Annotated in this window: 25 protein-coding genes and 1 pseudogene; 19 read left to right on the top strand and 7 right to left on the bottom strand. The window is 57.7% G+C overall.

Going from position 1 to position 23,806, the window contains the following annotated elements:
* Positions 1-177 precede the first annotated feature (177 nt).
* From trbJ to AC6CR5_RS07955, 5 genes are all read left to right on the top strand, one after another.
* Complete coding sequence (gene trbJ, locus AC6CR5_RS07975) at positions 178-990, top strand: P-type conjugative transfer protein TrbJ (RefSeq protein ID WP_498085457.1); 813 nt, start codon at positions 178-180, stop codon at positions 988-990.
* 32 nt (positions 991-1,022) lie between these two features.
* Positions 1,023-1,235 (top strand): entry exclusion lipoprotein TrbK, encoded by a 213-nt coding sequence (gene trbK / locus AC6CR5_RS07970; RefSeq protein WP_498085737.1) that lies wholly within the window; start codon positions 1,023-1,025, stop codon positions 1,233-1,235.
* 18 nt (positions 1,236-1,253) lie between these two features.
* A complete protein-coding gene (trbL, locus tag AC6CR5_RS07965) occupies positions 1,254-2,822 on the top strand; it encodes a P-type conjugative transfer protein TrbL (RefSeq protein WP_498085456.1) in 1,569 nt (522 codons plus the stop codon).
* 65 nt (positions 2,823-2,887) lie between these two features.
* Complete coding sequence (locus AC6CR5_RS07960; protein WP_237173136.1) at positions 2,888-3,133, top strand: type I toxin-antitoxin system ptaRNA1 family toxin; 246 nt, start codon at positions 2,888-2,890, stop codon at positions 3,131-3,133.
* A gap of 12 nt (positions 3,134-3,145) precedes the next feature.
* Positions 3,146-3,403 carry a hypothetical protein gene (locus AC6CR5_RS07955; protein ID WP_237173135.1) on the top strand — a complete coding sequence of 86 codons (258 nt, stop codon included), beginning with the start codon at positions 3,146-3,148 and terminating at the stop codon, positions 3,401-3,403.
* A 60-nt stretch (positions 3,404-3,463) separates the two neighbouring features.
* Here AC6CR5_RS07955 and AC6CR5_RS07950 read toward each other — a convergent pair whose 3' ends face one another.
* From AC6CR5_RS07950 to AC6CR5_RS07935, 4 genes are read right to left on the bottom strand one after another with little or no spacing between them, the layout of a single operon-like run.
* Positions 3,464-3,796: a hypothetical protein gene (locus AC6CR5_RS07950; protein ID WP_350320752.1), complete on the bottom strand. Its 333-nt coding sequence runs from the start codon at positions 3,794-3,796 to the stop codon at positions 3,464-3,466.
* A gap of 11 nt (positions 3,797-3,807) precedes the next feature.
* Positions 3,808-4,074, bottom strand: a complete 267-nt coding sequence (locus AC6CR5_RS07945; protein ID WP_498085455.1) for a hypothetical protein — start codon at positions 4,072-4,074, stop codon at positions 3,808-3,810.
* Positions 4,071-4,928, bottom strand: coding sequence for a recombinase family protein (locus AC6CR5_RS07940; protein WP_498085454.1), 858 nt, complete (start codon positions 4,926-4,928; stop codon positions 4,071-4,073). Before AC6CR5_RS07940 ends, AC6CR5_RS07945 begins: the two co-directional genes overlap by 4 nt.
* Entirely contained in the window at positions 4,925-5,176 is a 252-nt protein-coding gene (locus tag AC6CR5_RS07935; protein WP_411507154.1) for a hypothetical protein, read from the bottom strand. Before AC6CR5_RS07935 ends, AC6CR5_RS07940 begins: the two co-directional genes overlap by 4 nt.
* A gap of 206 nt (positions 5,177-5,382) precedes the next feature.
* Between AC6CR5_RS07935 and AC6CR5_RS07930 the strand changes: the two genes are divergently transcribed.
* The 14 genes and pseudogenes from AC6CR5_RS07930 (at position 5,383) to AC6CR5_RS07865 (ending at position 21,029) form a co-directional block, all read left to right on the top strand.
* On the top strand, positions 5,383-5,661 hold the full coding sequence (locus AC6CR5_RS07930; RefSeq protein WP_350320750.1) for a CopG family ribbon-helix-helix protein: 279 nt from the start codon (positions 5,383-5,385) through the stop codon (positions 5,659-5,661).
* A complete protein-coding gene (locus AC6CR5_RS07925) occupies positions 5,649-5,939 on the top strand; it encodes a type II toxin-antitoxin system RelE/ParE family toxin (RefSeq protein ID WP_032957513.1) in 291 nt (96 codons plus the stop codon). Before AC6CR5_RS07930 ends, AC6CR5_RS07925 begins: the two co-directional genes overlap by 13 nt.
* The gene (locus AC6CR5_RS07920) at positions 5,940-6,200 is read left to right on the top strand and encodes a hypothetical protein (protein WP_350320749.1); all 261 of its coding nucleotides are present in this window, start codon (positions 5,940-5,942) and stop codon (positions 6,198-6,200) included.
* 11 nt (positions 6,201-6,211) lie between these two features.
* Positions 6,212-6,670, top strand: coding sequence for a type II TA system antitoxin, ParD family (locus AC6CR5_RS07915; RefSeq protein ID WP_411507152.1), 459 nt, complete (start codon positions 6,212-6,214; stop codon positions 6,668-6,670).
* A 225-nt stretch (positions 6,671-6,895) separates the two neighbouring features.
* Positions 6,896-7,678, top strand: coding sequence for a HamA C-terminal domain-containing protein (locus AC6CR5_RS07910; RefSeq protein ID WP_350320747.1), 783 nt, complete (start codon positions 6,896-6,898; stop codon positions 7,676-7,678).
* On the top strand, positions 7,665-11,168 hold the full coding sequence (locus tag AC6CR5_RS07905) for a DEAD/DEAH box helicase (protein ID WP_411507151.1): 3,504 nt from the start codon (positions 7,665-7,667) through the stop codon (positions 11,166-11,168). The genes AC6CR5_RS07910 and AC6CR5_RS07905 overlap by 14 nt, the downstream gene beginning before the upstream one ends.
* Before the next feature lie 156 nt (positions 11,169-11,324).
* The gene (locus AC6CR5_RS07900; protein WP_498085453.1) at positions 11,325-13,073 is read left to right on the top strand and encodes an ATP-dependent nuclease; all 1,749 of its coding nucleotides are present in this window, start codon (positions 11,325-11,327) and stop codon (positions 13,071-13,073) included.
* A 439-nt stretch (positions 13,074-13,512) separates the two neighbouring features.
* Positions 13,513-14,527 (top strand): annotated as a pseudogene (locus AC6CR5_RS07895) (tyrosine-type recombinase/integrase); the annotation flags it as partial.
* A gap of 870 nt (positions 14,528-15,397) precedes the next feature.
* A complete protein-coding gene (locus AC6CR5_RS07890; protein WP_498085736.1) occupies positions 15,398-15,865 on the top strand; it encodes a TIR domain-containing protein in 468 nt (155 codons plus the stop codon).
* The gene (locus tag AC6CR5_RS07885) at positions 15,865-16,491 is read left to right on the top strand and encodes an Nmad2 family putative nucleotide modification protein (protein WP_081330355.1); all 627 of its coding nucleotides are present in this window, start codon (positions 15,865-15,867) and stop codon (positions 16,489-16,491) included. Before AC6CR5_RS07890 ends, AC6CR5_RS07885 begins: the two co-directional genes overlap by 1 nt.
* Positions 16,492-16,494: 3 nt before the next feature.
* Complete coding sequence (locus AC6CR5_RS07880) at positions 16,495-17,634, top strand: nucleoside triphosphate pyrophosphohydrolase family protein (RefSeq protein ID WP_068950808.1); 1,140 nt, start codon at positions 16,495-16,497, stop codon at positions 17,632-17,634.
* Entirely contained in the window at positions 17,631-18,293 is a 663-nt protein-coding gene (locus AC6CR5_RS07875) for a uracil-DNA glycosylase (RefSeq protein ID WP_081330354.1), read from the top strand. Before AC6CR5_RS07880 ends, AC6CR5_RS07875 begins: the two co-directional genes overlap by 4 nt.
* 224 nt (positions 18,294-18,517) lie before the next feature.
* Positions 18,518-20,134: a CBASS cGAMP-activated phospholipase gene (locus tag AC6CR5_RS07870; protein ID WP_068950806.1), complete on the top strand. Its 1,617-nt coding sequence runs from the start codon at positions 18,518-18,520 to the stop codon at positions 20,132-20,134.
* A gap of 64 nt (positions 20,135-20,198) precedes the next feature.
* Entirely contained in the window at positions 20,199-21,029 is an 831-nt protein-coding gene (locus tag AC6CR5_RS07865; RefSeq protein WP_498085452.1) for a hypothetical protein, read from the top strand.
* Positions 21,030-21,336: 307 nt separating this feature from the next.
* Here AC6CR5_RS07865 and AC6CR5_RS07860 read toward each other — a convergent pair whose 3' ends face one another.
* The 3 genes from AC6CR5_RS07860 to thcB4 form a co-directional block, all read right to left on the bottom strand.
* On the bottom strand, positions 21,337-21,504 hold the full coding sequence (locus AC6CR5_RS07860) for a TIR domain-containing protein (protein WP_498085735.1): 168 nt from the start codon (positions 21,502-21,504) through the stop codon (positions 21,337-21,339).
* A 185-nt stretch (positions 21,505-21,689) separates the two neighbouring features.
* The gene (gene thcA / locus AC6CR5_RS07855; protein ID WP_498085451.1) at positions 21,690-22,307 is read right to left on the bottom strand and encodes a Thoeris type III anti-phage system protein ThcA; all 618 of its coding nucleotides are present in this window, start codon (positions 22,305-22,307) and stop codon (positions 21,690-21,692) included.
* A gap of 3 nt (positions 22,308-22,310) precedes the next feature.
* Positions 22,311-23,453: a Thoeris type III anti-phage system protein ThcB4 gene (gene thcB4 / locus AC6CR5_RS07850; protein WP_081330351.1), complete on the bottom strand. Its 1,143-nt coding sequence runs from the start codon at positions 23,451-23,453 to the stop codon at positions 22,311-22,313.
* Between the last annotated feature and the right edge of the window lie 353 nt (positions 23,454-23,806).

Here is a 23,806-nt window from a genome sequence, read left to right as displayed (position 1 = left end):
CTACCGCCGGCTAACCAAGTTGAGCGATGGAACGAGACGAGACAGACACGACCCGCTTGCCCAACAGGTGATTTTTGTGATGTCAACCGTTTTGTACAATCATTAGGTCGATCATATTCCGCATTGCAAGGCATGATCAGGCACACATTCGAAACGTGACTGATGGAGGTAGATGCAATGCAAGCAAAGACGTACGGCGCCCTAATCAACAATCGAAAGCTGACCGTGAAGCCGAAAAATTTAGCGGCTAAAATCGCTCTTTCCATCGCCGCGACCTTTGGCGTCGCCACAATGCCAGCGCAAGCGGGCATTCCGGTCCTCGACGGTACCAACCTATCGCAAACCACTGTCACCGCGATTCAGCAGGTTGCGCAGGTCCAGAAGCAAATCGATCAATACCGGACCCAATTGCAGCAGTATGAGAACATGCTGCAAAACACGGTCGCGCCGGCGGCCTACATCTGGGATCAGGCACAGTCCACCATCAACGGGCTGATGCAGTCCATTGACACCCTGAACAACCTCACCAATCAGGCCGGTAGCCTGGATGCCTACCTGGGCAAGTTCCAGGACGTTTCCTATTACAAGTCGTCGCCGTGCTTCACCTCGGCCGGTTGCTCTGACACCGAACGCGCAGCGTTGGAGAAAACGCGCGCCCTGGCATCGCAGTCGCAAAAGGCGGCGAACGATGCGCTGTTCAAGGGCATCAAGGATCAACAGGAAAACCTCAAGTCGGACGCGCGCCAGCTCGAACGGCTGCAATCGAAGGCGCAGGGCGCACAAGGGCAGATGGAAACCCTCGGCTACGCCAACCAGCTCGCCAGCCAGCAGGCTAACCAGCTCCTGCAAATCCGGGGGCTGTTGATCGCGCAACAAAACGCGATAGCGGCGCAATCGGCCGCCGAGTTGGATGAGAAAGCGCGCGGCCAAGCTCGGGCTACACAGTTGCGTACCTGGCAATACAAGGCCAGCTCGGCCGACGACTTCTAAGAGGGGCGTATATGCGGATTTTCCCTTTGATTGTGGTGGTCACTGTCGCGGCCGGCCTTGCCGGCTGCGACGATGTACCGGAGCCGACCGCAGCTACGTGCGCCCCTGACCTACTCGAAAAATCGCTGTCGGAGATTCATAGCGAGACGAAGCGCCAAGCCTTCATGGATGGCTGCAAGTCGTTCCAGAAAGCGAAGGCAATGCGGCAGTGGGAATACAAGCCCAGCCCGGCCGACGACTTCTAATCCCAAGAGGGCAAGAACATGAAAATCACCTACTGGAAAGGGGCGACAATCGTTGCAGTGTTGACGCTCTTGCTAGTCGAGCCAGTGCTAGCCCAAAGCACCGGCGGTCAACTGAGTAGCGGCGGCATCATGAACGATGTGCTGCGCCGATTCAATGAAGCTGCGAGCACCTGGGGAACGATCATCGAGGCCGCCGCCTCGCGGCTATTTTGGGCGCTCACGACCATTAGCATGGTTTGGACCTTCGGCATGATGGTGGTCCGAAAAGCGGATATTGGTGAGTTCTTCGCCGAGCTTTCGCGCTTCATAATCGTCACAGGCTTTTTCTGGTGGCTGCTGACGAACGCCGTCACCGGCATGAACATTGCCGGCACGATCATTACCTCAATGCAGAAGTTGGGCGCAGAGGCGGGCGGCCTTAGCACGTCCAATCTTGGACCTTCGAGCATTGTCGATCTTGGGTTCGATCTCTATAACCGAACAATCCAGGCCACCTCGGAATTGAGCTGGCGCGAAATGGGCACGGCAATAGTTATGGAGCTACAAGCTCTGGCTGTTCTGTTGGTCCTGGCGCTTGTGTCGATCAATATGCTTCTGACGCTCGCATCGGCCTGGATCGTGCTTTACTCCGGCATTATTGTCCTGGGGTTCGGTGGCTCCCGATGGACAACGGATATAGCCATCAACTACTACAAGACGATCCTCGGAATTGCCTTGCAGCTCTTGGCGATGGTTCTCATCGTCTCCATCGGCAAATCGTTCCTGACACACTATTTCGCCCAGCTAAGCAACACCCTGGCTACCCAGGAACTCGCCGTCATGCTGGTTGTTGCCATCATTTTGCTTGTCCTGGTCAACAAGGTGCCACCCCTCATCGCCGGCATCATCACCGGCGCAAGTGCAGGCGGCGGTGGAATCGGAAGTTTCGGCGCGGGAACCCTGTTCGGCGCCGGCATGACGGCGGCAGGACTCGCTACTCAAGCGGGTGCGGCCATTGCATCCGGCGGTGCCTCCTTGGCCGCATCTGCCGCCGGTGGCGCTGCGGCTGTAGCAGCGGCCGCGTCGAAGGCCAACGATAACGTCTCTGCGGGGACTGACATTCTGTCGACCATGATGGGCGGCGGTGGCGGTGGCAGCGCCGGTACCAGCAGCACCAGCGGCGACGCCGGCGGTGGTAGTGGTGGCGTCTCTGGCAGTGGTGAAACGCCGTTGGCAGCGGCAGCAGGCCACAACAGCACCGGCGCACGCGGCGGCAATTCGGGCGGTGGCTTGGGTGGTGGCCGCTCGTCCGGCGGTATCGGGGCCACTGCGGCCAAGGGCGGCCGGATCGCGGCCGATACCGTCGCTAACCTCGCCAAAGGCATCGGCTCGATGGCATCCACGAAGGCCGGCAGCATGGCCGACGCGGCAAAGAGCCGGATTGCAGAGACGACCGGCGGCAAACTCGCCGCGACGATCAAGGCGACCCATGGAAACAAAAGCGCTGGCACATTCGACGGAAATAACCTGGCCGGCACGAACGACAGCACGGCGGCCGGGGCAAATGACGAGGTGGCCGCGTTCGTGAACCGACCGCAGCCGACCTAAGCGCGCCGGCCGGCGCATCAACGCCGGCCGACACTTCCACTAACCACCTGTGAGAGAGGTGAAAAATGGCAACTCTACATCCTAACGAATTTTCCCAGGCAGTTCAGCACGCGGCAGCGGAATTGAACGCTATCGACTGGCTGGACCAGGACGCCGCGCACGAGCTGGGGCCGCTGGCCGAGGCAACGGCTAACCTGTTCATGGTGCTGTTCTACCAGGCTGAAACGGGCCTCGCGACGCGCGAGGACTTTTCGCAGGCTAGGGCGCAGCTTCAGCATGCCCTGGCCACCCGACACGTTCGCTTTCAATAAATCGGAGGCTTTATGGACTTCTTTCCCCCTCAATCGTTTTCCGACTTCCTGCTTGTCATGGGGGTGTTGTTCCTGGTGTTCGTGCCGGGCTTCTATCTGCTCGGCCAGCTCATTTGGGCGTTGGGTTTCGGCCCCCAGGCATCGGCGATCGCGGACAAGATGGAACGCATACAGCAGACCGTCATGCGGCCGACCGGGCAACGGCTGATCGGAACGGCTGACCAGCTCTCAAAACTGCGGGTCCGGCCATTTAGCGGCCGCCAGCGCTGACCCTTCTGCCCCGCGCTACGCGGGGCAGCTTCGTTTAATCATCGCCTTTAGTGGCTCATGCTAGCCGTTTATGATGAATTGCTCCGCGTCTTCCAGTGACGGAAAGACCTTACCCCCGTCTCGAAACTCCGGGCCATAGCGGTACGCTTTCCAGGCTCCGCAGTCCAATGGATGAGCCTCACCTAAAAACTGGCCGCTATCGGACTGGATGAGACGGGCCTTGAGCGGCTTTTCACGGACCGCCTTGACCTGGTTGATGAACTTGTTCGCGTTCTTCGCCTGGCGTTCCGTGATCTCCCCGGCCGCGAGCGCCTCTGCCACCGCTCCTAAATCCAGCCCTAGTTTGAGTTCATCCATACCACGCCGATTGGCGGGCTTTCTTGTTTCGCTCATACACACTCCACTTAGCTGCTAAATAGCTGTTGCTGATTTCGCCGGCGCGCCAGCTCGGCGCGCGCCCATTCGATGGCCTGGCTCATGTCCTGGCGTAGCGCCTCGATCTCCGCCGGCGTGAGCGGGCGAGGGGAGGCCGCCATTGCCAGTTGCCGGCGAACGATAGCCAGCTCGGCCGGATCGTCGTCCGCCTCGACGGCGGCCAGCACGGCGGCCGCCAGCTCCGGGTCGTTGCGGTAGACCTCGGCCATTGCGTCGTCATGGTGCCGGTCCTTCATGCCTGTTCCTCCTGGTGTCCATCGTCGGCGGCCGCCAGGGCGTCGGCTTCGCTCAAGGCGTCCTCCTGGAAGGCTCCCATATGTTCCGCCTCGGCCTGGCTGACCTCTGCCCATATCCGTTTGACCTGGGCGGGGCTGTAGCCGGCCAGCTCGGCAGTCCTGGTGATGCTATGACCGGATCGGCGCAAGGCGATGACCTGGGCGCGGCGCTTCGGATCGGCCCGCCGGCCCCGGTACTTGCCCGCATCCTTCGCCAGCTCGATGCCTTGGCGCTGCCGCTCGCGGCGGTCCTCGTAGTCGTCGCGGGCCATCTGTAGGGCCAGCTTCAAAAGCATGTCCTGGATCGATTCCAGCACGATCTTGGCGACGCCCTGCGCCTCGGCCGCCAGCTCGGACAGGTCTACAACGCCAGGGACGGCCAGGCGTGCGCCCTTGGCCCGGATCGCGGCAACCAGGCGCTCGGCTTCGGCCAGCGGCAAGCGGCTGATGCGGTCGATCTTCTCCGCAATGACCACCTCGCCGGGCTGTAGGTCCGCGACCATGCGCAGCAGCTCGGGCCGGTCGGGCCGAGCGCCGGATGCCTTCTCGCGGTAGACGCCGGCGACGTAGTAGCCGGCCGCCCGCGCGCCCTCGATGATGCTTTCCTGGCGTTCCAGGTCCTGCGCGTCGGTGCTGACGCGCAAATAGACGCGGGCGACCTTGAGGGCTGGGGCGTCGTCAAACCTCATCGGCTCGGCCGGCGTCTTGTCGCGGAGCTGGTCGATGGCCTCGGCTTCGGCTTCGGTCAGGCCGCCTGCCTCGCGTGCGATCCCGGCCAGCATCGAACCGACGCGCCGGTCCTTCCTTGTCCTCATGCTGCCTCCTTCACCTGGTCCCACTGGTCGCCGTCCTCGATGCTCACGTCCGCCGGCAGCAAAGCCCTTGCAGCCGCCAGAGCGGCATCCCGGCTATCGTGGCGGCTGCGTTCCTCTGGCACACCATCACGCCAGGTCAGAACAACCCAGCTCGTTGGCGGGTATTCAGCGTCGAAAAGGGCCATCTCTACCGCGTATGCAACGGATTCAGGTTGTCGGCCGACGCGACCCTGGGGGATTGATTTCATGCGTTCGGCTCCTTTAGGTATAGGCTAATGCGCCCATCGTAGCCGACACGGCTCAATTCTGAAATACCGATTTATATACGCCTAGCGCATTTCTCCGGCCCTAATGAGCTTTCAAGACAGTTTCAGCACGGCCTCCTCGGGGGTGGACGGCAGGGCAGGAGCGAGCTATAGTACTAAGAGGTATTACCTTTTGCTACGGAGGCCACATGGCAACGGCAACATCCATCAAGCTCGACGACGAGCTGAAAGGGCGCGTCCAGCACCTGGCCGAAGCCCGCCGGCGCACATCGCACTGGATCATGCGAGAAGCCATCGCGCAGTACGTCGAGCGCGAGGAAAAGCGGGAGGCGTTCAAACAGGATGCGCTCCGCGCCTGGGAAGAGTATCAGCGCACCGGCCTGCATCTGACACTTGAGGAAGCCGACGCTTGGCTGGCGAAGCTAGAAGCCGGCGAGGATGCGGAGCTGCCTAAGTGCCACGTCTGATCTGGACGCCGCCGGCGCTGGCTGATGTGCAGCGGCTCTATCGCTTTCTCGCGCCCAAGGATGCCGACGCCGCGCAACGCGCGGTGAAGGCGATCCGGGCCGGAGTCAAGATTCTGGCCCATCAGCCGCGCATCGGCCGCCCGGTCGAGGACATGGAACCGGAGTTTCGGGAATGGCTGATCGACTTCGGGAACAGCGGCTATGTCGCCCTCTATCGCTTCGACGGGGAGAACATCGCCATTCTTGCCGTTCGGCACCAGAAAGAAGCGGGGTATTGAATGGCACGCCTTTCGGTGACGGTTGATGCGGACTTGAAGCGGGATTTTCTCGCGGCCGCGAGTGAGTATGGGTCCAGCGGCGCGGCCTTGGTGCGCGCGTTCATGCGATCGGTCGTAGACGGCGGCCGCGATTTGGATGGCCTGCGCGACCAGGTGCGCGCGGACCTGGAACACCCTGCACCGGCGCGAACGCCGGCGGCCGCGTTGCAGCTCGTGCGCCGGATCACCCTCGACATACTGACCGCGCCGGCGAGCCACTGAAGGACCAAGCGATGAGCAATGAACCCTTTGCCAGTGTGTGGGATGCCATCGAGGACACCCCCGCAGAAGCTGAAAACATGAAGGTGCGTTCGGCGCTGATGATGGCCCTGGAAAAGCAAATCCGCGATCACGGATGGACGCAGGCAGAAGCCGCGCGCCGTCTTGGCGTGACGCAACCTCGCGTGTCTGACCTGATGCGCGGGAAGATCAACGAATTCGGGCTTGATGCGCTTGTGAGCATGGCCGTCGCTGCGGGTCTGCTCAAGGACGATGTGGCATGGGCACAGCTCAAGGCTTTGCTGGCCGAACGGATCGACGCCGGCCTGGCGGGGCAGGTGTCCGCCAAAGGCGTCGATGAAATTCTTGATGATGAGCTTGCCCAGATCGTCGCCGGCATCACCCCCAACAACCTGCACTCTGAAATCGACGCTGGCCCCGACGTCGGCCGCGAGCTGGAACGGTGGAAATAACAAGGGCGGCACACTGGCCACCTTTCTGTATTAGCGATTTCACGTGTCGCTAGCTTCTTGGATGAATGGATATTTCTAAATCGCAATAATAGTTTCAAATAGAATACTATTCGCTAACGGATAGTGCCCTGACTGTGCTCGATTGGATCACGTAATCCAAGTCGGGCTGGAAGCATGCGTGGAATCACACTACGAACGAGGCAGGGATGGTCGATTGGGGGCAGCGTGGGACTGTACGAACGGTGGTGCGAAGCCACGAAAAAGAAGGATAAGCGCAAGTACTACTGGACCTATGTTGAGAGGGAAGGCGGTCGAGACGAGATTCGCGCAGACTTCGCCGCGACTATTCGGTCGCACTATGACCGGCTCGAACGCATAGCCGAAGACGTGAAGCGCCTCGGATATAAGGCCGCAGCGCAGATTCTTAGTGAAGCGTTGCCGCAAACCGCTAAAGGCCGGTCCGGCGATCTCGGCGAAATTCTTGCCACGGAACTGGTCGAGGAAGAGGTTGGCTTACGTGTGCCGGTGCGACGTCTCCGTTATAAGGACGGCCGCAATATGGCCATGCGCGGCGATGACTTCATCGGCGCTGGATACAATGGGGTGGACGAGAAGCTCTGGCTTCTAAAGGGCGAGGCTAAGAGCAACAAGGTGCTTGGCAAGGCCACGGTTACAAGCGCTCGGAAGGTACTGAACCGCGACAACGGCCGTTGCACGCCCGATTCCCTTCTGTTTGTCGCAAACCGTCTCCTCGAAAGTAATGATCCGGACGACAACGTGCTGGGTCGTAGCCTTCGTGACGAGGTGGGTGTGAAGTCCCTCCGTGCCGACCGCATCGACCATATGCTTTTCACCGTGTCGGGTAACGGTCCTCATGCATCTTTGAAAGAGGACCTCGACGCCGCAGGGACGAATCGTGACCACTACGTAGTAAACGTCCACGTCGAAGATCACCAGGATTTCATCGCAGCCATGTACCAGGAGGCGGAAGATCTTGGAGACGATTGACGAACTAACCACGTTCTTAGCTACCGCGACCGTCGATGGCATCCTTGGACGCTTGCTCTATCGTGGCGCTGCCTGGTCGCTGATGCGCGAGGAAGGCGTGTTACCGGCGAACGCGCCGCCGCTAGGTGCGACGATCGAAACCGATCTTGCCGAACACGGCTTTGCCCTGCTTCGCGGAGCGATGGCCCTGCGCGCTCAGGCCGGTGCGTCGGATCTGACGAGCAAGGCGTTCGAGCGCGCAGCCAACTCCTTCGAAGCCCTGGTGCGCAACGGCGATCCCGAGTCCCCTGATCGCGGTTTCCGCCTCACGATCGCCGCAGCAGCCTATCATCTGGCTGGTTTCTCCGCCGTTGCCTATTCGCTCTTCAACGAGGCCATGGATGATCTCAATGCGTCGCCGGGCGAAACGGCGATTCGGCATTTGATCCTGCGCGATCTTGGCCAGCTGCGCGGATTCGTTCGCGACTGGTTGGACGATCACGCTCACGGAGATGAGGAGATCGCCAAGGCGTTGATGGGCGAAGAGACCGACATCGACGAGGCTCTATCGACAATCCTCAACACGACAATATGCCGGGCGCTGGCGCATTTCGACTTCGCACTGGAGACGGGCGAACCCGAGCCGATCGAGACCGCGCGGGCGCTGCTCGCCACCGCAGTCAGCTTGGCGGACAACGGCGGGAATGTTCCGTTGTGGTGGATATGCAACCTCTGCCGTCACTTGATCGATGACCTCTGGCAGCATTCTCTGCACGAAAACTTGCCCACTGAACCGCCGGAGGGAACGGAGGAAAAATACCCGGATTTGCGCCGGCTATTCATCTCGTCCCTCTTCGCCCGCAAGACGTCCGAGGTGGAGCTATGGCCATCTCAGCGCGAAGCGGCTCGACGCTCCACGGATGTCACCGACGATCTAGTCGTCGCCCTGCCGACCAGTGCCGGTAAGACTCGCGTGGCGGAGATCGCCGCGCTGATGACCCTGTCGTCGGCGCGCCGGGTGTTGATCGTGACGCCGCTGCGCGCACTGTCCGCCCAGACTGAGCGATCGTTCAGAAAAACATTCGCCCCGCTCGGCTTCAGCGTTTCCTCCCTTTACGGCGCTAGCGGCCTTTCGGCTGGCGATGAAGACGCGCTGCGCATGCGTGAGATCATCATCGCGACGCCCGAGAAACTTGATTTCGCGCTGAGAAGCGACCCCTCGCTGATTGACAATGTCGGCCTTATCGTTCTCGACGAAGGCCACATGATTGGCCCCAGCGAACGCGAGATCCGCTATGAAACCCTCGTGCAGCGTCTGCTTCGGCGCGCTGACGCAGGCGAACGCCGTATCGTTTGTCTATCCGCGATCCTGCCCAGCGGCGATGAGCTGGAAGACCTTACAGCGTGGATACGCTCTGACGAACCGGGCGAGCCTGTGCGTTCCGACTGGCGCCCCACGCGGCAGCGGTTCGGCGCGCTCACCTGGCGGGGCAAGGACGCGCTGCTCCGGCTGGACCTCGACGACGATGGTCCGTTTCTCGACAAATTCGTCGTGGAGAAAGCCGCGCGGGGGAAAGAGAAGAAGCCCTATCCGCGCAAGAACTCGCATCTCGCTCTGTTCGCGGCATGGGAATTCGCGGGTCAAGGCAAGCGGACACTGATCTTCTCCACTCAGGCGAATTGGGTCGAGAGCTACGGTAAACAAGTGGTGGACCTATGCAAACGCGGTTATCTGGACTCACTGTTGGAGGATGAAGCCTCGATTGCCCGTGCTCTAGAGGTCGGCAAGGAGTGGTTGGGCGAAGACCACCCCGCCGTCGCCTGCCTAAAGAGCGGCGTTGCCATCCACCACGGCCGGCTGCCGAGCCCATTCCTTCGCGAACTGGAAGCCCTTCTCTCCGAAGGTGTTCTGAAGGTCATCGTCGCGTCGCCGACATTGTCTCAGGGTCTCAACCTCAACGCCGCCGTCCTGCTGGTGCCAGCGTTGTATCGGGCATCCGAGAAGATCACAGGCGAGGAATTCGCGAACGTCGCCGGCCGCGCTGGACGCGCATTCGTAGATGTCGAAGGCCTCATCGTGCATGTCATGTTCGATAAGGTCGACTGGCGAAAGAAGGAATGGAGGAAGTTAGTGGCCTCCGCAAAGGCCCGGACGCTGAAGAGCGGTCTCATCCAGATCGTCGCCGAGATCCTTGAGAGGCTAGCCCGCGAAGGCGTCCTGGATCGCGATGATGCCTGGGAATATTTGGCCAACGCACGTGAAGCTTGGAGATCGCCCAAGGAAGAGGCCGAAGTCGCCGAGCGACTGGCGACCGGCGCGGAGTATGACGCTGATGGCGACGATGATGAAGGCGGTGGCGATGACAAAGAGGAAACCATCGAAGAGGAGCCGCTATCACAGATCGTCGAGCGCCTCGACGCAACGGTATTTGGCCTGATCGAAGCACTCGATTCCGATCGCGCCGACCTGCCGAAGCTCTTGGACGAGGCGCTCAAGGGATCGCTCTGGGCACGCCAGATCGCGCGTGAGGACAAGGACGTCGCCCCGCTGCATAAGAAGGTGTTCGAGGCCCGCGCCGCTCTCATCTGGAAAACCACCACGGCGCAGGCGCGACGCGGGCATTTCGCCATGGGCGTTGGACTTGAGGCGGGTCTAAAAATCGACGCCATGGCTGACGAGTTGGCCGAACTCCTTGACCGGGCTGACGATGCGGCACTGAGCGGCGACGTTGAGGCACTTGTCGATGCGCTCGGCGGTCTCGGCGAACGTCTGCTGTTCATGCGACCTTTCATCCCCGATAAGGCGAACGCGCTACCGACGAATTGGAAGGCTATCCTGCGTAGTTGGGTGTCTGGCGAGAATGTGGCCGAGATCGGACCGCAGAACATGCGAGTCGTTGAAGAGGCCTTCACCTATCGCTTGGTCTGGGCCTTGGAAGCTGTTCGTACCCGCCGCATGTCACTCGGTTGGTCGCCGGAGACGGTGGCGGGCGGCGCAGCAGCAGCGGTCGAAACTGGCGTCCCGCAATTCATGATGTCGATGCTGATCCGCGCGGGCCTTCCTTCGCGGCGCGCGGCGATGGCAGCGATCGAGGATGCTATGCCGGTCTTCGTCACGCCAGCTGAGATGCGGGCCTGGCTCGAGTCCGACGAGATCACCGCCTACACCGACGCCGGTGACTGGCCCACGCCTGATACGGCCGCGCTATGGGCGCGGTTCCGGACCGACGCCCTCAGCGGAGGCATTCAGAAATGGTCAGTCGAACATTACAAGCGTCTGCTTGACACCGCGATAGCCCCGCCGGCTGGCCTCTATCGCATAGTCACCGACGAGGGTGATGGGCGAACTTGGCTGACAACACCCGACTATCAACGTGTCGGTGCGTTCAAGAAACCGGCGGTTGATCCCAAGCCCAGCCTCTTTTCCGGCCGGTTGCCCGGCGGCACTAGGCTGGTAGAGGCGTTACGTGTGGGGCGCGGCAAGCTGAGATGGCCTCCAGCCGATGCATAGGGGCACAATTTCTGGCGGATGGAACTCATAACGAAATATTCGCTGGGGCGAGCGCCTCGCTCTCAAAGTCAAAAACGCCGTCATCGGCCAAAGCAGTGCCGCGCCGGTGCCGGTGGCATTGGTGTAGGTGTCAACTAATAGCACCCGAGGGAAACCATGAAACTTCGCCGCCTGCGCATCCACAATTTCCGGTCTATTGTCGATGCTGACATCGAGGTTCACGACTACACAATGATCGTGGGTGCCAATAACGCGGGCAAGAGCAACATTGTTGCCGCGCTCCGGGCGTTCTATGAGGACTTCAAGCATTCAGGCGACGATCTTCCCAAGATGAAGGGCGTACAGACTGACGAATCCTGGGTTGAACTGACTTTCGATTTGTCCGAAATTGAATGGGAGGGGTTGGCGGACAAATACAAGGCAGGTGTGGCTGGTTATAGCCTCACCGTCCGTCGCTACTTCGCGTCCACCGAAAAGGAAAGATTTAAGCCAAGCCAAAGCAACATTTACGCCATCATCAATGGTGAGCCCGAGAAAGAATTGTTCTATGGAGCGAAGAACGTCGGTACCGCTAAGGTCGGCAGCGTCATATACATTCCGGCACTCACTACCGCTGCGGAGCAGATGAAAACCAGCGGCCCGTCGCCCTTGCGGGATATGCTTAATCTGATGCTAAAGCGTGTGATCGCGGACAGCCCCGCATTCAAGGAAATGGAAGGCGCATTCGGAAAGTTGAACGACGAGGCATGTGGAGAACAGGGCTTCTTGACTCAGATTTCTAAGCCTATCAACCAATCCATCGAGCAATGGGGCATTCGATTCGACATGGGAGTGAACCCTGTCGCACCGGAGGACATCACTAAGAACCTAATCCGGCATGGCTTCGTGGACGCCATGCTTGGAGAAACATCGTTTGCACTCGATCGTTATGGGCATGGGTTCCAGCGATCATTCCTGTATGAACTTATCAAGCTCGCGCCCAGCTTTACCGAAAGCAAGGTGGCGGGGAAAAAGGAATTCGACCCTGATTTTACCCTCATCCTGTTTGAGGAACCGGAAGCATTTTTGCATCCAGCTCAACAAGAGAATATGGCTTACCACCTGCGCAGGTTGGGAGCGGGAGATGCTCAGCAGGTCATTGTGACCAGCCATTCGCCAATCTTCGTAGGCAAGGTGGCGGACGATCTGTGCCAGATTGTTCGTGTCCGCCGCAATAATGGTGTGAGTAGCATTGGCCAGGTCAAGAAGACCGACCTTGGTAAGGTACTTGGTCAAGGATACGAGTTCAAGAATTGGTTGGAAAATTATGTTAACGACGCAGCGGTGGCGGAGAGTGCAAAGGGAAACGCCAGGAAACTGCTAAAAGGCGCAACCGAAGACGCGGTGATTGCGGAACAGGAGGAGAGATTCCGCTATCAGCTCTGGTTAGATTCCGAGCGGGCCTCCATGTTCTTCGCCGACCGCGTGCTGCTTGTGGAGGGGGCCACCGAAAAAGCCTTGTTCGCGTGGCTGTTCGCACGGGACTGGCATGACTTGAGCCGCCATCGTGTGGCGATTGTCGATGCGATGGGGAAATACAATCTTCATCGCTATATTGCTCTACTTGAAGGATTCGGCATCCCGTATGGTTTGATGCTTGATGACGATCAGGATAAGGACCACCACAAGGTGGTGAATGAAATGCTGAGGAGTAAGGCTGGCCCAAGTCGCCTTGCGGAGCCTTGTTTCGTCGATAGCTGTATGGAGAAGTTCCTCGGATTGAACTTACCTGTTCGGGACGACCAGAAGCCAGTTCACACTCTGAAGGCTATTGAGGATGGGGGCATAGCTAAAGAAAAGCTCGACGAGCTTCGCAAATTGTTCCTTAAGTCTTTGGCGCTCGAAGCGGAGCCGCTCGTCGCTTAGTAAATGACCATGCCGCTAATCATCATCGAAACCCAAGGCTACTGTGAGCGGTGCATGAACGATCGCATTCGTAGATGAGGCAGATTCTCTAGATTGCTCTTGGTATTTTTCATGGTATCAAAACCATTCTTCGAGTTAAATTGCTGAATTTCCTACAGAAAACTTGGTTGTTGAGTATGGAGTGGGAGTGAGTTGACGTCCTTCGGGGACTATCGCCAGCTATCGAAAAGCTGCCGTAACGTGTTGATTTTCAAGTGGATACGTCGCGGCAGCTATCGGTGACTATCGCCGGCCAGCAGAACAGGTTGGCGGTGGAAGTGGCGGTAAGAACCGGAGGCCGGATTAAGACCCTCCCGTTCACTATTCGGACCAAAGCCGTCTTTGACGGTAGAAAGTCTCCTCGGGAAAGCTTGTTTCATGCGGCTTTCCGAGCATCAGCAGGTCTCCTGCGTTGGAGAAGCAGCGCGAGAAGCGCCGGCCGATTGCCGCGAAGGCCTTTGGCGACATGACCGCGAAGTGGCAAGAAGGTGCCCGGATGGCCGATAACACCAAGGCGATGCGCAAGCACATCGTTGAGCGGGATGTCGATCTTTCAGAACCGACAACTCCACGAAATCACTGCCGATGACTTGCGCGCCCTTTGCAGCAAGGTGAAGGCACGTGGTGCGCCCGCCCCTGCGGTACATATCCGCGACATCGTGAAGCAGGTCTATGCCTTCGCCATCCTGCATGGCGAGAAGGTGGGCAATCCCGCCGACGGCGTCGGCTCGGCGTCGATCGCGACCTTCGTGCCGAAGGGTCGGGCGTTGTCGCTGCGGCAAATCCGGTTGATGGCACGACAGATGTATTCGGTGGCCACCTATCAGACGATCCGGCTGGCACTACGCATGATCTTGCTGACGCTGGTGCGCAAGATCGAACTGAGCCAAGCTACTTGGGATGAGGTCGATTCCCCGGGCGCGACCTGGACGATACCGAAGCAGCGGGTGAAGGGACGCAATCCGCACGTGGTCTATTTGTTGCTCCAGGCACTAGATATCTTCGGGGCGTTGCACACCTGCGCAGCCGGCTCCAAGTTCGTGTTGCCTTCCCGCTACGACGCCGACCGCTGCATGTCGAACGCGACCTTGAATCGGATGACGCAGATTGTTGCGGAGCGTGCGAAGGCTGCGGGACTGCCATTGGAGCCGTTCACCGTCCGCGATCTGCGCCGTACCGGCTCGACGCTGTTGAACGAAATTGGCTTCAACCGAGACTGGGTCGAGTAGTTCCCGGCGCACGAGGGTGGGTGTTTCCCGCGCTCGCTCTACAGCAAGGCTGAGTATGCCGAGCAGCGGCGCCGCATCCTGCAGGAGTGGGCCAACATGGTCGATGCATGGATTGACGGGCAGACCTACGTGCCGAAGCTGCTGCCGGAAAACGTCGTTGTTCCGGCGTTGAACGAAGCGGTCTGAAATGGCGACTAGGCTGTCACTTGACAACCAGACCGATTATCCCCGCACTGGAGATCACTGATTGCCCGTTTCTCTCATCCGACGAAAGAGGTCGAAGATGCTCTCATACATGTCGAAGGGTGGGGCTGGCGCGTAGAAGTCGACGGCAGCCACGCTTGGGGCGGACTTATTGTCCGTGCAACGACGAACCCGCCCGAACAGGGTGGGTTTTTTTCGTAGGCAGACATCCGGTTTCGAGCTGTTGTCGCGAGGGCTTGCTTGCTTTGATCTAGGCCTCTAGTTCGGCCAGGTCCTACGCGAAGCATTGAGGTGTCAGATTGAAACGCCGTGGAAATCCGACGCGGCGCTCCATTTCGTAGATCGTCATTTCAGCTAAGGGGACGATCCGCTGCAGCTCGTTGTGGCGGATGGTGCGGCGGAAGGGCAGAGGGCTGCGCTTGGGAAGCTGCGGCATCCTCGTAGGTCCCTGTGTTCGGCATAGGAAAGTAGTGGTCAGCGTCGATGCTGGCGGCGCTAATGCTTGCGGTAGCTGTGTCACCTCGGACTCCATGAGTGCGCTGCACGGAGGCATGATGAACTTCGGTACCTATCGACCCAACTCCCCTCGGCGTAGAAGAGCAAGCAGCCGTGCAGTAAGACTAAATTAGTCTCAAGCGCTGGGGCGTTGGATTGCGGCAACTGGGCGGGAAGTTGGAGGACTATAGCGTTTTCGTGCAAGGCCGGGCTCAATCCGCTAGTTGGTGGGGGCAGACGGAGAGGCGGAGGCTATTATCTGACCAGGATTAAAATAGTTTTTTATTGTAAAATTTGGCTGCTTACGGAAGGCGATGATGATAGTTGCTGTTTGTCATGCATCAAAGGGGGCGGCAGGTGGCAGAACAGAGAAATGTATTCATCAGTCACGTCCATGCGGACGATGCCGGACTGCAGAAGTTTAAAGCTCTGCTGGCTCCAAAAGGAGTCGACGTTCGAGATTCCTCGATCCATACGGGGAAATTCAATAAAGCGACCGACGAGCATTACATCAAGACGCAGATACTGGCTCCGGCGATCAACTGGGCCGGTGTGTTCGTCTGCTACGTCTCCCCGCGCACGAAGGACAGTGAATGGGTGAACTGGGAAATCGAATATGCAGCCAAGCAGGGCAAGCGTATCGTTGGCGTTTGGGAGCACGGCGAAAAGGAGTGCGATCTCCCGGAAGCCTTGAAGCAGCATGCAGATGCTATGGTGGGTTGGAATGGCGATGCCATTATCGATGCGATTAACGGCAAGGACACGTGGGAGAAGCCGGATGGCGGCCCTTGCGATCCAGTCCCTCTTAAGCGGCATCCCTGCTGATGGCCCGTATCTACTCCTACGTGGTGCGCTACGACAGCGGCTTCGCACCGAATCCATTTTACGGCTACTGCACGCTCGCCACTTGCAAACCCTCGATCCGGCGCAGTGCGTCTGTTGGTGACTGGGTGGTCGGCAGCGGTAGTAACGATCGAACCATTCGTCGTGGCGGACATCTCGTGTATGCCATGCGGGTCACCGATACGCTTACATTCGATGAATATGGCGTAGATCCGCGATTCGGCCCGAAGACGCCGTTTCGTAACGGGAGCCGAAAGCAAAGTTGTGGAGACAATATCTATTTCAGGACCGCGCCAGAGGCCCCCTGGCAGCAGCGGGATTCTTTCCATTCCTTGTCCAATGGATCGCTCAATCCGGATCACGTACGTAGGGATACTGGGGTCAACCGCGTGTTGATCAGCGATGACTTTGTCTATTTTGGTGGTGAGGGTCCTGAATTTCCTGATGATCTGAAAGACCAGCAAGGTCGTCCGCTTTGCAAGACGGGTATCGGCCTGACTACGTTTGACGATCCGCTACTGGTGGCCGGGCTTGAACAATGGATTCGCAGCTTGGGGGCTACCGGGTACCAAGGTGCGCCGTTCGAATGGTTGACGCTTCGCGGGTGATCGATGAAGAAGGAAGGCACACTCTTACTCTCTGACTATGCTGCGCAGGTCGCAGCCACAGATGTTCTCGGTCAGAGTGATTTCAACCCCGTCCTCCAGGGGTTGTATGGCGAGGTCGGTGGAATCATGGCGACGGCCAAGAAGCACGTGCGCGAACAATCCGCGTTTCCGGGTTTCAGGAAAGCGGCGGAAGAAGAATTCGGCGATACCTTATGGTACCTGGCTGCCGTCTGCAGACGCCTCGACGTTCCGCTTGAAGAGGTTTTCTCCGAGGCCGCAAATCACGGCAACTTCAGGAATGTGGGCGCGGCGAGTGACATCATGGAAGGGGCGATGGCCTACGTCGCCGTGCCGGTCGCCGGTCCCGTTTCACTTGACACAACCTTGGTGCAGTTGGGACAAGCGGCTGCGGCATTGCTCGGATCGGTGGCTCCAGACCGCGCCGGTCTGGTCGCATTTGCTCGGGCCTATCTGGATGCGATGCATGCGGCAAGGCTAGCTTTTGCGGACGTGGCGCGTGGCAACATCCGGAAAGCGCGAGGCGCATTTCTGGAGCCCGCGACGGCCGATCTGGCCAATCTTGATTTCGACAAGGATTTCGGACGCGAAGAGCAGTTGCCGCGAGAATTCCGGGTTAGGGTCAACCAACGCGGCAGCGGCAAGAGCTACCTTCAGTGGAACGGCGTCTTCATCGGAGATCCTTTGACCGATAACATCGCAGACCGCGATGGTTACCGGTTTCACGACGTCTTTCATTTCGCGTATGCGGCTATATTGCACTGGTCACCTGTGATACGCGCATTGATCAAACACAAGCGAAAGAGCAACTCGAAATATGATGAAGAGCAGGATAGTGGGCGGGCGATAGTCGTTGAAGAAGGGCTCACGGCCTGGATTTTCTCGAAAGCCAAAGAGCTCAATTTCTTCGAAAAACAGGAGAAGGTTTCTCTTGGAATCCTGAAAACCATTGCCGAATTTGTGAGCGGCTACGAAGTCGAAAAATGTCCGCTCAAGCTATGGGAACGGGCAATCCTGGACGGCTACGCTGTTTTTCGTCAGATGAAAGAAAATGAAGGTGGCTGGATCGTTGGCAACCGGGAGCAGCGCACTATTGTCTACTTGCCACTTGAGTCAGAAGAATGAAGATCCATCCGTTCGTTGAGGCGGTTGCCTCACTGCAATTCGAAGACTGTTTCAATCCCTATTCGGATCGTTGCGAAGTGCACGACCGGCGCGACGCCCCGCGTCGCCGCGCAGCCGCGCTTTCCGCCATGTTGCGGCGCGCGGCGCAGGAGCCAGTGGACGCGATCTGGATTGGCCGAGACCTCGGATACCGGGGAGGGCGTCGTACAGGACTGGCGTTGACTGACGACGTTCATATGACTCATCACGCCAGGCGCTGGGATCTTGATCTTTCCGAAGAGCGCCCGACGAAGGGCGGCGCAGTGTCGGAACGGACCGCTGCGGTGATATGGAACATGCTCAAGCATATTGATGCCCGCATTTTCCTATGGAATGTCTTCCCGCTTCATCCGCATGATGCTGGTGATCCCTTTTCCAACCGGCAACACAACGCCCGTGAAAGACGTGCCGGGGAAGAGCTACTGCAGCAGCTTATCGTCTTGCTACGGCCAGTGCGGATAGTTGCCATCGGCAACGACGCAGCAGCCGCAGCGCATCGTGTTACTGATTCCGTACCCGTGGTTTGCGTCAGACATCCGAGTTATGGCGGGCAGACTCAGTTTGAAGGGCAGATCAAGGAGCTATATGGGCACTGCGCGAGAGTGGACTCACTGTTTTGACCAATTGCTTCCCCTTGATGAATATGGAGCGCTCGGCAGACGTAGCTAGCGCCAGTACTGCAGCTCTCCTGGTAATCGATGGCGATCTGCGCAAGAAAGCTTGCCGTGTCGACTACGGCAGTATACGCGTCTGCACCGTTGCTCCGATCGAAGGTGGGTGGATGTCGTCAGCAGATCTGTGGCGACCGATTCGTCGAATTCAATGATTCCAACGGGATCTGTCAATGGCTTCTAGGCAACCTCTTGCGGGCGTACGTGTTCATCTGTCCGGTTCCGTCCCGGACGTACATAACGAAGAAATATGTGTATTCGTCAAACGGCTTTGTACAACGATATTCAACGAAGGAGGCTCCGTCATTCACGGCAGCCATCCGACCTTTACAGAACCATTGGAAGAAGCGGCGCGGGCGTTTATCGATGCGGGCGGAGAAGTCGGTGCATTGACGCTTGTGCGCGCCCAGAAGTTTGCCGAGACGCCTGAGCAGATTGAGGAAATAGAAAGGCAGCGACAATTCGCCGTTGTGCAGGTGGTACCTGTCGAAACGGAGGGCGAGCGGGGTGGCGATTTGACTCCGATGCGTGACTGGATGGCAGAACGATCCGACGCCGTGGTGTGCGTGGGCGGAAGATGGTGGAATACAAATAAGGCCAAGGCTGGAGTTCCTACCGAGCTTGATGCCATGCTTGATCTCGGCAAGCCCGGCTTTATCATCGCCGGCTTTGGCGGCGCCATCTCTGGCTATCTGAAAGAGAATCTGGGGCTGCTGTCGAGCCTGCAAAACGGGTTGTCCGACGACGAAAACAGGAAGATTGCGTACGAGACGTCCATTGAGAGCATTGTCGATTCAATTGTCAACCAGTTGAAGCGTCTGCCCCTTGTACGACGGAGCGTCGAAAGGGGACGCAATTTCAGAATTCTTGCGCTCGATGGTGGTGGATTGCGCGGAACTTTCACCGCGGCCGTCCTGGCAAAGTGGGATGAGATGCTCGGCAGCGGCGGTGGCAATAGTCTGGTTTCTCACTTTGACTTGGTCGCCGGAACCTCAACGGGCGCCATACTTGCAATTGGTCTCGGGCTGGGCATCAAGCCGGCCGACATACTTAGCTTCTACCGGGACAAGGGGCCGCTCATTTTCCCGAAGGACCGAACGCTTCGGCATTGGCTGCGGTCCAAGCACGAGTCTTCAACGCTGCGGGGATTGCTTCAGTCGATCTACGGCGATCGAAAGCTTTCAGACTCGATCTGCAGATTGGTTATTCCGACTGTGAGAGCCAAGCATGGGCAGGCTGAGGCCATAGTCACGCCGCATAGTCCAGATCGAACGGCATTTCGGGATATCCCGTCCGTTGACGCCGCGCTTGCTTCATCAGCCGCCCCTACGTACTTTGACGAATCTCTCTGGGAGGGGCCTATCGTGCCGGAGATGTTCCTGGATGGTGGCGTTTGGTCGAACAATCCAATTCTGCCGGCGCTGGCAGAATCTGTGCGCCATCTCAAGATCCCGTTGGATCGAATAGACGTCCTAAGTATTGGCACGTTGAGTAGTGAGTCTGACTTTACTGATGCTCTGGGGAAAGGTAAGGCGGGATGGGCATTACACAGTGTTGATCTCTTCTTTACAGCCCAGGAGCACGGTGCATTGCTCTTGGCGGACAGCTTTCTAGGACCGACCCGGCATCTCAGGGTTAATCAGCAAACCCCCGTCGAGATAAAGCTTGATGATATCGCGGCGATTGACGAAATGGCGGCGAGGGGTAACGAAGCTGGAAAAGATTCTTTTGTGTCGGTTCGATCCCGTTTTTTTGACGGGAGATTTGCACACGACTGGAAGAAATATTAATTGGATTGAATCGGCGGTGTCGGCTAAATTTTTTAGAAGTTAAAAAATGCGCTAGAGGAAATGAATGTTTATTGATTTGCGCGTTATTGATTTTCGGGGTGGATTGTTGCGTTGGACTGCCGATCAGGTTAAATCCTATAGCCAGCGTGGAAATGAAATATTAGTTAAATTGGAAGAATATCTTCTCGATAAAGAGAGAATTTTGGATGCTTCTTTGATCGAGAAGAGTATATTTCCCGCGCAGGATGTGGATGTGTTTATTTCCCATTCGCATAAAGATAGGGATGAGGCCATCAAGCTCGCTTTGTCCTTCGAGAGTCGAGGTTTGCGAGTATTTGTCGATTCGTGTGTATGGGGGTATGCAGATGAGCTTCTGAAGGAAATAGATAATAAATTTTGCATCCCAAATGGCTGGAAAAACTATAGCTACCCTCTGAGAAATAGAACGACAGCAAATGTCCATATGATATTGAATTCCGCGCTGCATGGCATGATCGACAGCGCAGAATTGCTGATTTTTCTTGATTCCGAAAATTCTGTAAAGGTCGAGGACTATGTGAATGATAACGAGTATCTGTCATCTCCGTGGATATTCTCAGAATTGATGTTTGCCGGTAGAGTTCGCAGAAAACCTAGAAGAAAAATTGTACGGGCTGAGGAAAGCATAAGTTTCGATAGCGTTACGGCAAGTAAGAAAGCTGAGGCGGAATTCGTGTATTCCGTTCCAAAGTTAAGCTATTCGATCAAATTCGACCATCTGGTTGCGTGGCTGCGAGAGAACGGATCGAGTAAATCTCCAGATAAAAGTGTTAGAGGTCTTCTGCATCTCGATCGGTTGTATCGACTGCTGGACGTTCCGGCGGGTCTCTTGGACGACCCGCGGGTGGAACTGTGATAAGTTGTGCCGTTCACGAGGCTTGACCCATGCTGATAAGATTGGGGCGGAGATGGCCTTAGGATGCTGGACTCGTCCGTCGCCGCATCTCGTACGACTGCGGACGATATCGCGGCGAAAGCTTTCGGAAGCCAATGACATATTAGTAACGGCAACTGAAAATGCGCACTTAGCCATGTCTAATGATCCGCGATGACAGTTTCAACCCGACCAGCAAGATTCTTGCTGATGTAGTCATGCACATCAGCACTAGCTGCGTAAGGAGGATCGTAGGCTTTGAAGAGAGTGGATAGCTTGCGTCCATCCTTCAAAGAAGATCCATCGAATGGATTTGCTCCGGCGATCGAGGTTTGCTGGGTATAGTCCAGAATTTTGTGAACGCGAATGCGAACAGGCCTTTGCCGCTATTCCAAGATTTCTCGATTTCGTATTTCACCCAACGGCGGTTCGCCGTCTCATCGCCGAGGAGGACGATGGTGCAGTTCCGGTTTTCCAGCTGCGCGTCGATCCAGCATTGAACACCGGCATCGCCACCGCGCAGGACCTCTTCCTATTTGTTGTCGCTAGCAGGGCGGCTGCCTTCGACGACCCCGATATTGCGGACCTTGGAGGCACGCCATCCATCGCGTTGGTAACGAAAGCGGTAGAAGACTGTGCGCGTCATGGACGATTCCTTGTTCTCGTTTTGGCCGATGGGGTGGCTGTGTTGGCTAAGGCACTTAGATGTGAATGGAATAAGCGCGAAAAATCGATGTCCTGCAGCTCGGCTTCGTCGAAGTTGCCAAGGCGTTTTGCCAATGCAAGTGCGGCACCACCCGGCGCTGCTACCGGTAGCACTTTTTTATTCGGATGGAAGCGGATAAATAGGTCGTACTCGGCTTCAACCCCATCCATTCCCCCGATAAACACGGCCGCAACCAGGTCTTCGCGCGACAGCATCCGCTCGCGCATGAGTAGCAGACTTGCGCTCCGATCCCGCGGCACTGCATCGGTCAGCACGACATTGTGAAAACGCTGGTTCTCTTCAGGGAATCGATCCTGAAAAAAACTACTTTGGTACAGGATGACTGCATCGGAATAGTCGACCTTCAGGTCCTCACAGATCGTCCAGATCATGGGTGTTATAGCCGGATGCCCGCCCCAGACAATCTTGTGTTGTCGGATGACCGAAATGACCAATTCCCGTACCGCGCATTGAATGAGAAATGGATTCGCAGTCTCGTGGTAGGTACCTCGATCGACAAGCGGCACGCTAGCCGAAAGGAAGATGGCGCTCATGTATCAGGCCTCCCAATCTGCGAACTGCCAACCCGCTTCGCTGGCCTTGACCCAGCGCGCAGTTTGAACGTGATTGCCGAGCCAATCCAGATGGCCTAGCCAACGAGGATGCAGTCCAACGTGGTCAAAAACAACAGCAACCGAACGATCCGGCGAATTGATCGACGCCTCATGCAGTGTCGTCGAAGTCGGCACGCCGACAGTAGGGTACACCACGACTTCCTTGCCGTCCGGTAGCTGGATGTAGACGGCTTTGTTCAAGCCGACGCCCGCTACGCTCCCGCCGATTGTTTCGACTGCATTGCGCAGATTGCTGACCAAATTGACGCTGCGTACCGCCTGACTTTGACTGCGAACAGCTTCCAGTTGCAGGCAGATTCGTTCGATCGCTGTGTCGGCCAAGCGACCTGTGTCTCCATTCACTTCTTCTGGCAGGAGTTCTGCACGGCTGGCTGTGGCTGTGCGTACCGATGGAGTAGAGTCCGGCCAGCCGATACGTAGCACACTGATGCCTTTGGCAAGTGCTCGGCCAAACTCAGCACTAGTCCACCGGCTCTCAAAGTAGCCGGGAGTATCGAGCATAACAAGTACATCGGAGTCGCAGAGCCGATGCCAGAGCATTGCTTGAAAATCCTCGGCGGGTGCGATGCCATGCGTATCGAGGAATACATCAAAAAGCCGAGTGGAGAACGCATCGAAAAGCTGCAGCGCGGCTTCGCGGGCCTCCCCCCTTCTATAGCTAACAAATACACGACGCTGGCGGGGAAGTAGGCCTGCACATTCCAGCAGCGCGGTTGCTACTCGTTGGGCGCCGCCCGCGTTGTACGCAAGGCAGTTCAGCGGACGAAGCAATTCGGGAATTTCTGCAGTGACCCGCTCTGCTTCGGAGGCTACTGGAAGGATAGGGATACCGCGTTTCAGCAGTTGATCTACATTGGCTTGTGGAACGTTGGCGGCACCGTAGAAAACGGCTGCGGACGATTTCTGCTGATCGGGATTGAACAGAGTAGGGCAGACTTCCCATCCCACCTCGTGGCCAAGCCTCAATCCGAACAACTGCACTGCATGCGCGACGACCTGCTCAAGCTCGTCAACTTGTTCGTCGGTTGGCTCACCGAGCACGGCTAGCTGGTACAGCACAGACATGCCCCCTCCCGTCGTCCTTTTAGAGTTTTAATCGGTGCAACGTCACGTCTCGCCACCCAATGCAAGCACTGCAATAGCGATTTCGCAGTAGCTTTCGGGGCTATGTATTTGTAATGCGAGTGTCTAAGTTAATTTTAACCTAAGTCCGCGTACGTCAATGCGTGCGTACGGTCTGACGTCGCCTGTTTCAAATACGTGTCCCGTTGTACTGCCGTCAGGCTCGCGGGCCGTGCCCGCGCTTCATGCCGAGTCGCGGCTATTCGGCTTTATTCCCTGACGCCTTCGGCCCAGATTCCTCCTATCCGGCCCTGTACGCTTCGCCAGCGAGCGGTTGGCAAGTAAGGCGGCCATTG

The organism is Achromobacter sp. EG18, from assembly GCF_059759395.1.
The sequence above is the reverse complement of the archived record's forward strand: the minus strand, read 5'-3'. Positions and strand labels throughout refer to the sequence as shown.

Excerpts from the sequence above, each read along its gene's own strand:
- trbJ (WP_498085457.1), top strand. The coding sequence starts at position 178 with ATGCAAGCAAAGACGTACGGCGCCCTAATCAACAATCGAAAGCTGACC.
- trbL (WP_498085456.1), top strand. The coding sequence starts at position 1,254 with ATGAAAATCACCTACTGGAAAGGGGCGACAATCGTTGCAGTGTTGACG.
- AC6CR5_RS07960 (WP_237173136.1), top strand. The coding sequence starts at position 2,888 with ATGGCAACTCTACATCCTAACGAATTTTCCCAGGCAGTTCAGCACGCG.
- AC6CR5_RS07955 (WP_237173135.1), top strand. The coding sequence starts at position 3,146 with ATGGACTTCTTTCCCCCTCAATCGTTTTCCGACTTCCTGCTTGTCATG.
- AC6CR5_RS07950 (WP_350320752.1), bottom strand. The coding sequence starts at position 3,796 with ATGAGCGAAACAAGAAAGCCCGCCAATCGGCGTGGTATGGATGAACTC.
- AC6CR5_RS07945 (WP_498085455.1), bottom strand. The coding sequence starts at position 4,074 with ATGAAGGACCGGCACCATGACGACGCAATGGCCGAGGTCTACCGCAAC.
- AC6CR5_RS07940 (WP_498085454.1), bottom strand. The coding sequence starts at position 4,928 with ATGAGGACAAGGAAGGACCGGCGCGTCGGTTCGATGCTGGCCGGGATC.
- AC6CR5_RS07935 (WP_411507154.1), bottom strand. The coding sequence starts at position 5,176 with ATGAAATCAATCCCCCAGGGTCGCGTCGGCCGACAACCTGAATCCGTT.
- AC6CR5_RS07930 (WP_350320750.1), top strand. The coding sequence starts at position 5,383 with ATGGCAACGGCAACATCCATCAAGCTCGACGACGAGCTGAAAGGGCGC.
- AC6CR5_RS07920 (WP_350320749.1), top strand. The coding sequence starts at position 5,940 with ATGGCACGCCTTTCGGTGACGGTTGATGCGGACTTGAAGCGGGATTTT.
- AC6CR5_RS07915 (WP_411507152.1), top strand. The coding sequence starts at position 6,212 with ATGAGCAATGAACCCTTTGCCAGTGTGTGGGATGCCATCGAGGACACC.
- AC6CR5_RS07900 (WP_498085453.1), top strand. The coding sequence starts at position 11,325 with ATGAAACTTCGCCGCCTGCGCATCCACAATTTCCGGTCTATTGTCGAT.
- AC6CR5_RS07885 (WP_081330355.1), top strand. The coding sequence starts at position 15,865 with ATGGCCCGTATCTACTCCTACGTGGTGCGCTACGACAGCGGCTTCGCA.
- AC6CR5_RS07880 (WP_068950808.1), top strand. The coding sequence starts at position 16,495 with ATGAAGAAGGAAGGCACACTCTTACTCTCTGACTATGCTGCGCAGGTC.
- AC6CR5_RS07875 (WP_081330354.1), top strand. The coding sequence starts at position 17,631 with ATGAAGATCCATCCGTTCGTTGAGGCGGTTGCCTCACTGCAATTCGAA.
- AC6CR5_RS07870 (WP_068950806.1), top strand. The coding sequence starts at position 18,518 with ATGGCTTCTAGGCAACCTCTTGCGGGCGTACGTGTTCATCTGTCCGGT.
- AC6CR5_RS07865 (WP_498085452.1), top strand. The coding sequence starts at position 20,199 with ATGTTTATTGATTTGCGCGTTATTGATTTTCGGGGTGGATTGTTGCGT.
- thcA (WP_498085451.1), bottom strand. The coding sequence starts at position 22,307 with ATGAGCGCCATCTTCCTTTCGGCTAGCGTGCCGCTTGTCGATCGAGGT.
- thcB4 (WP_081330351.1), bottom strand. The coding sequence starts at position 23,453 with ATGTCTGTGCTGTACCAGCTAGCCGTGCTCGGTGAGCCAACCGACGAA.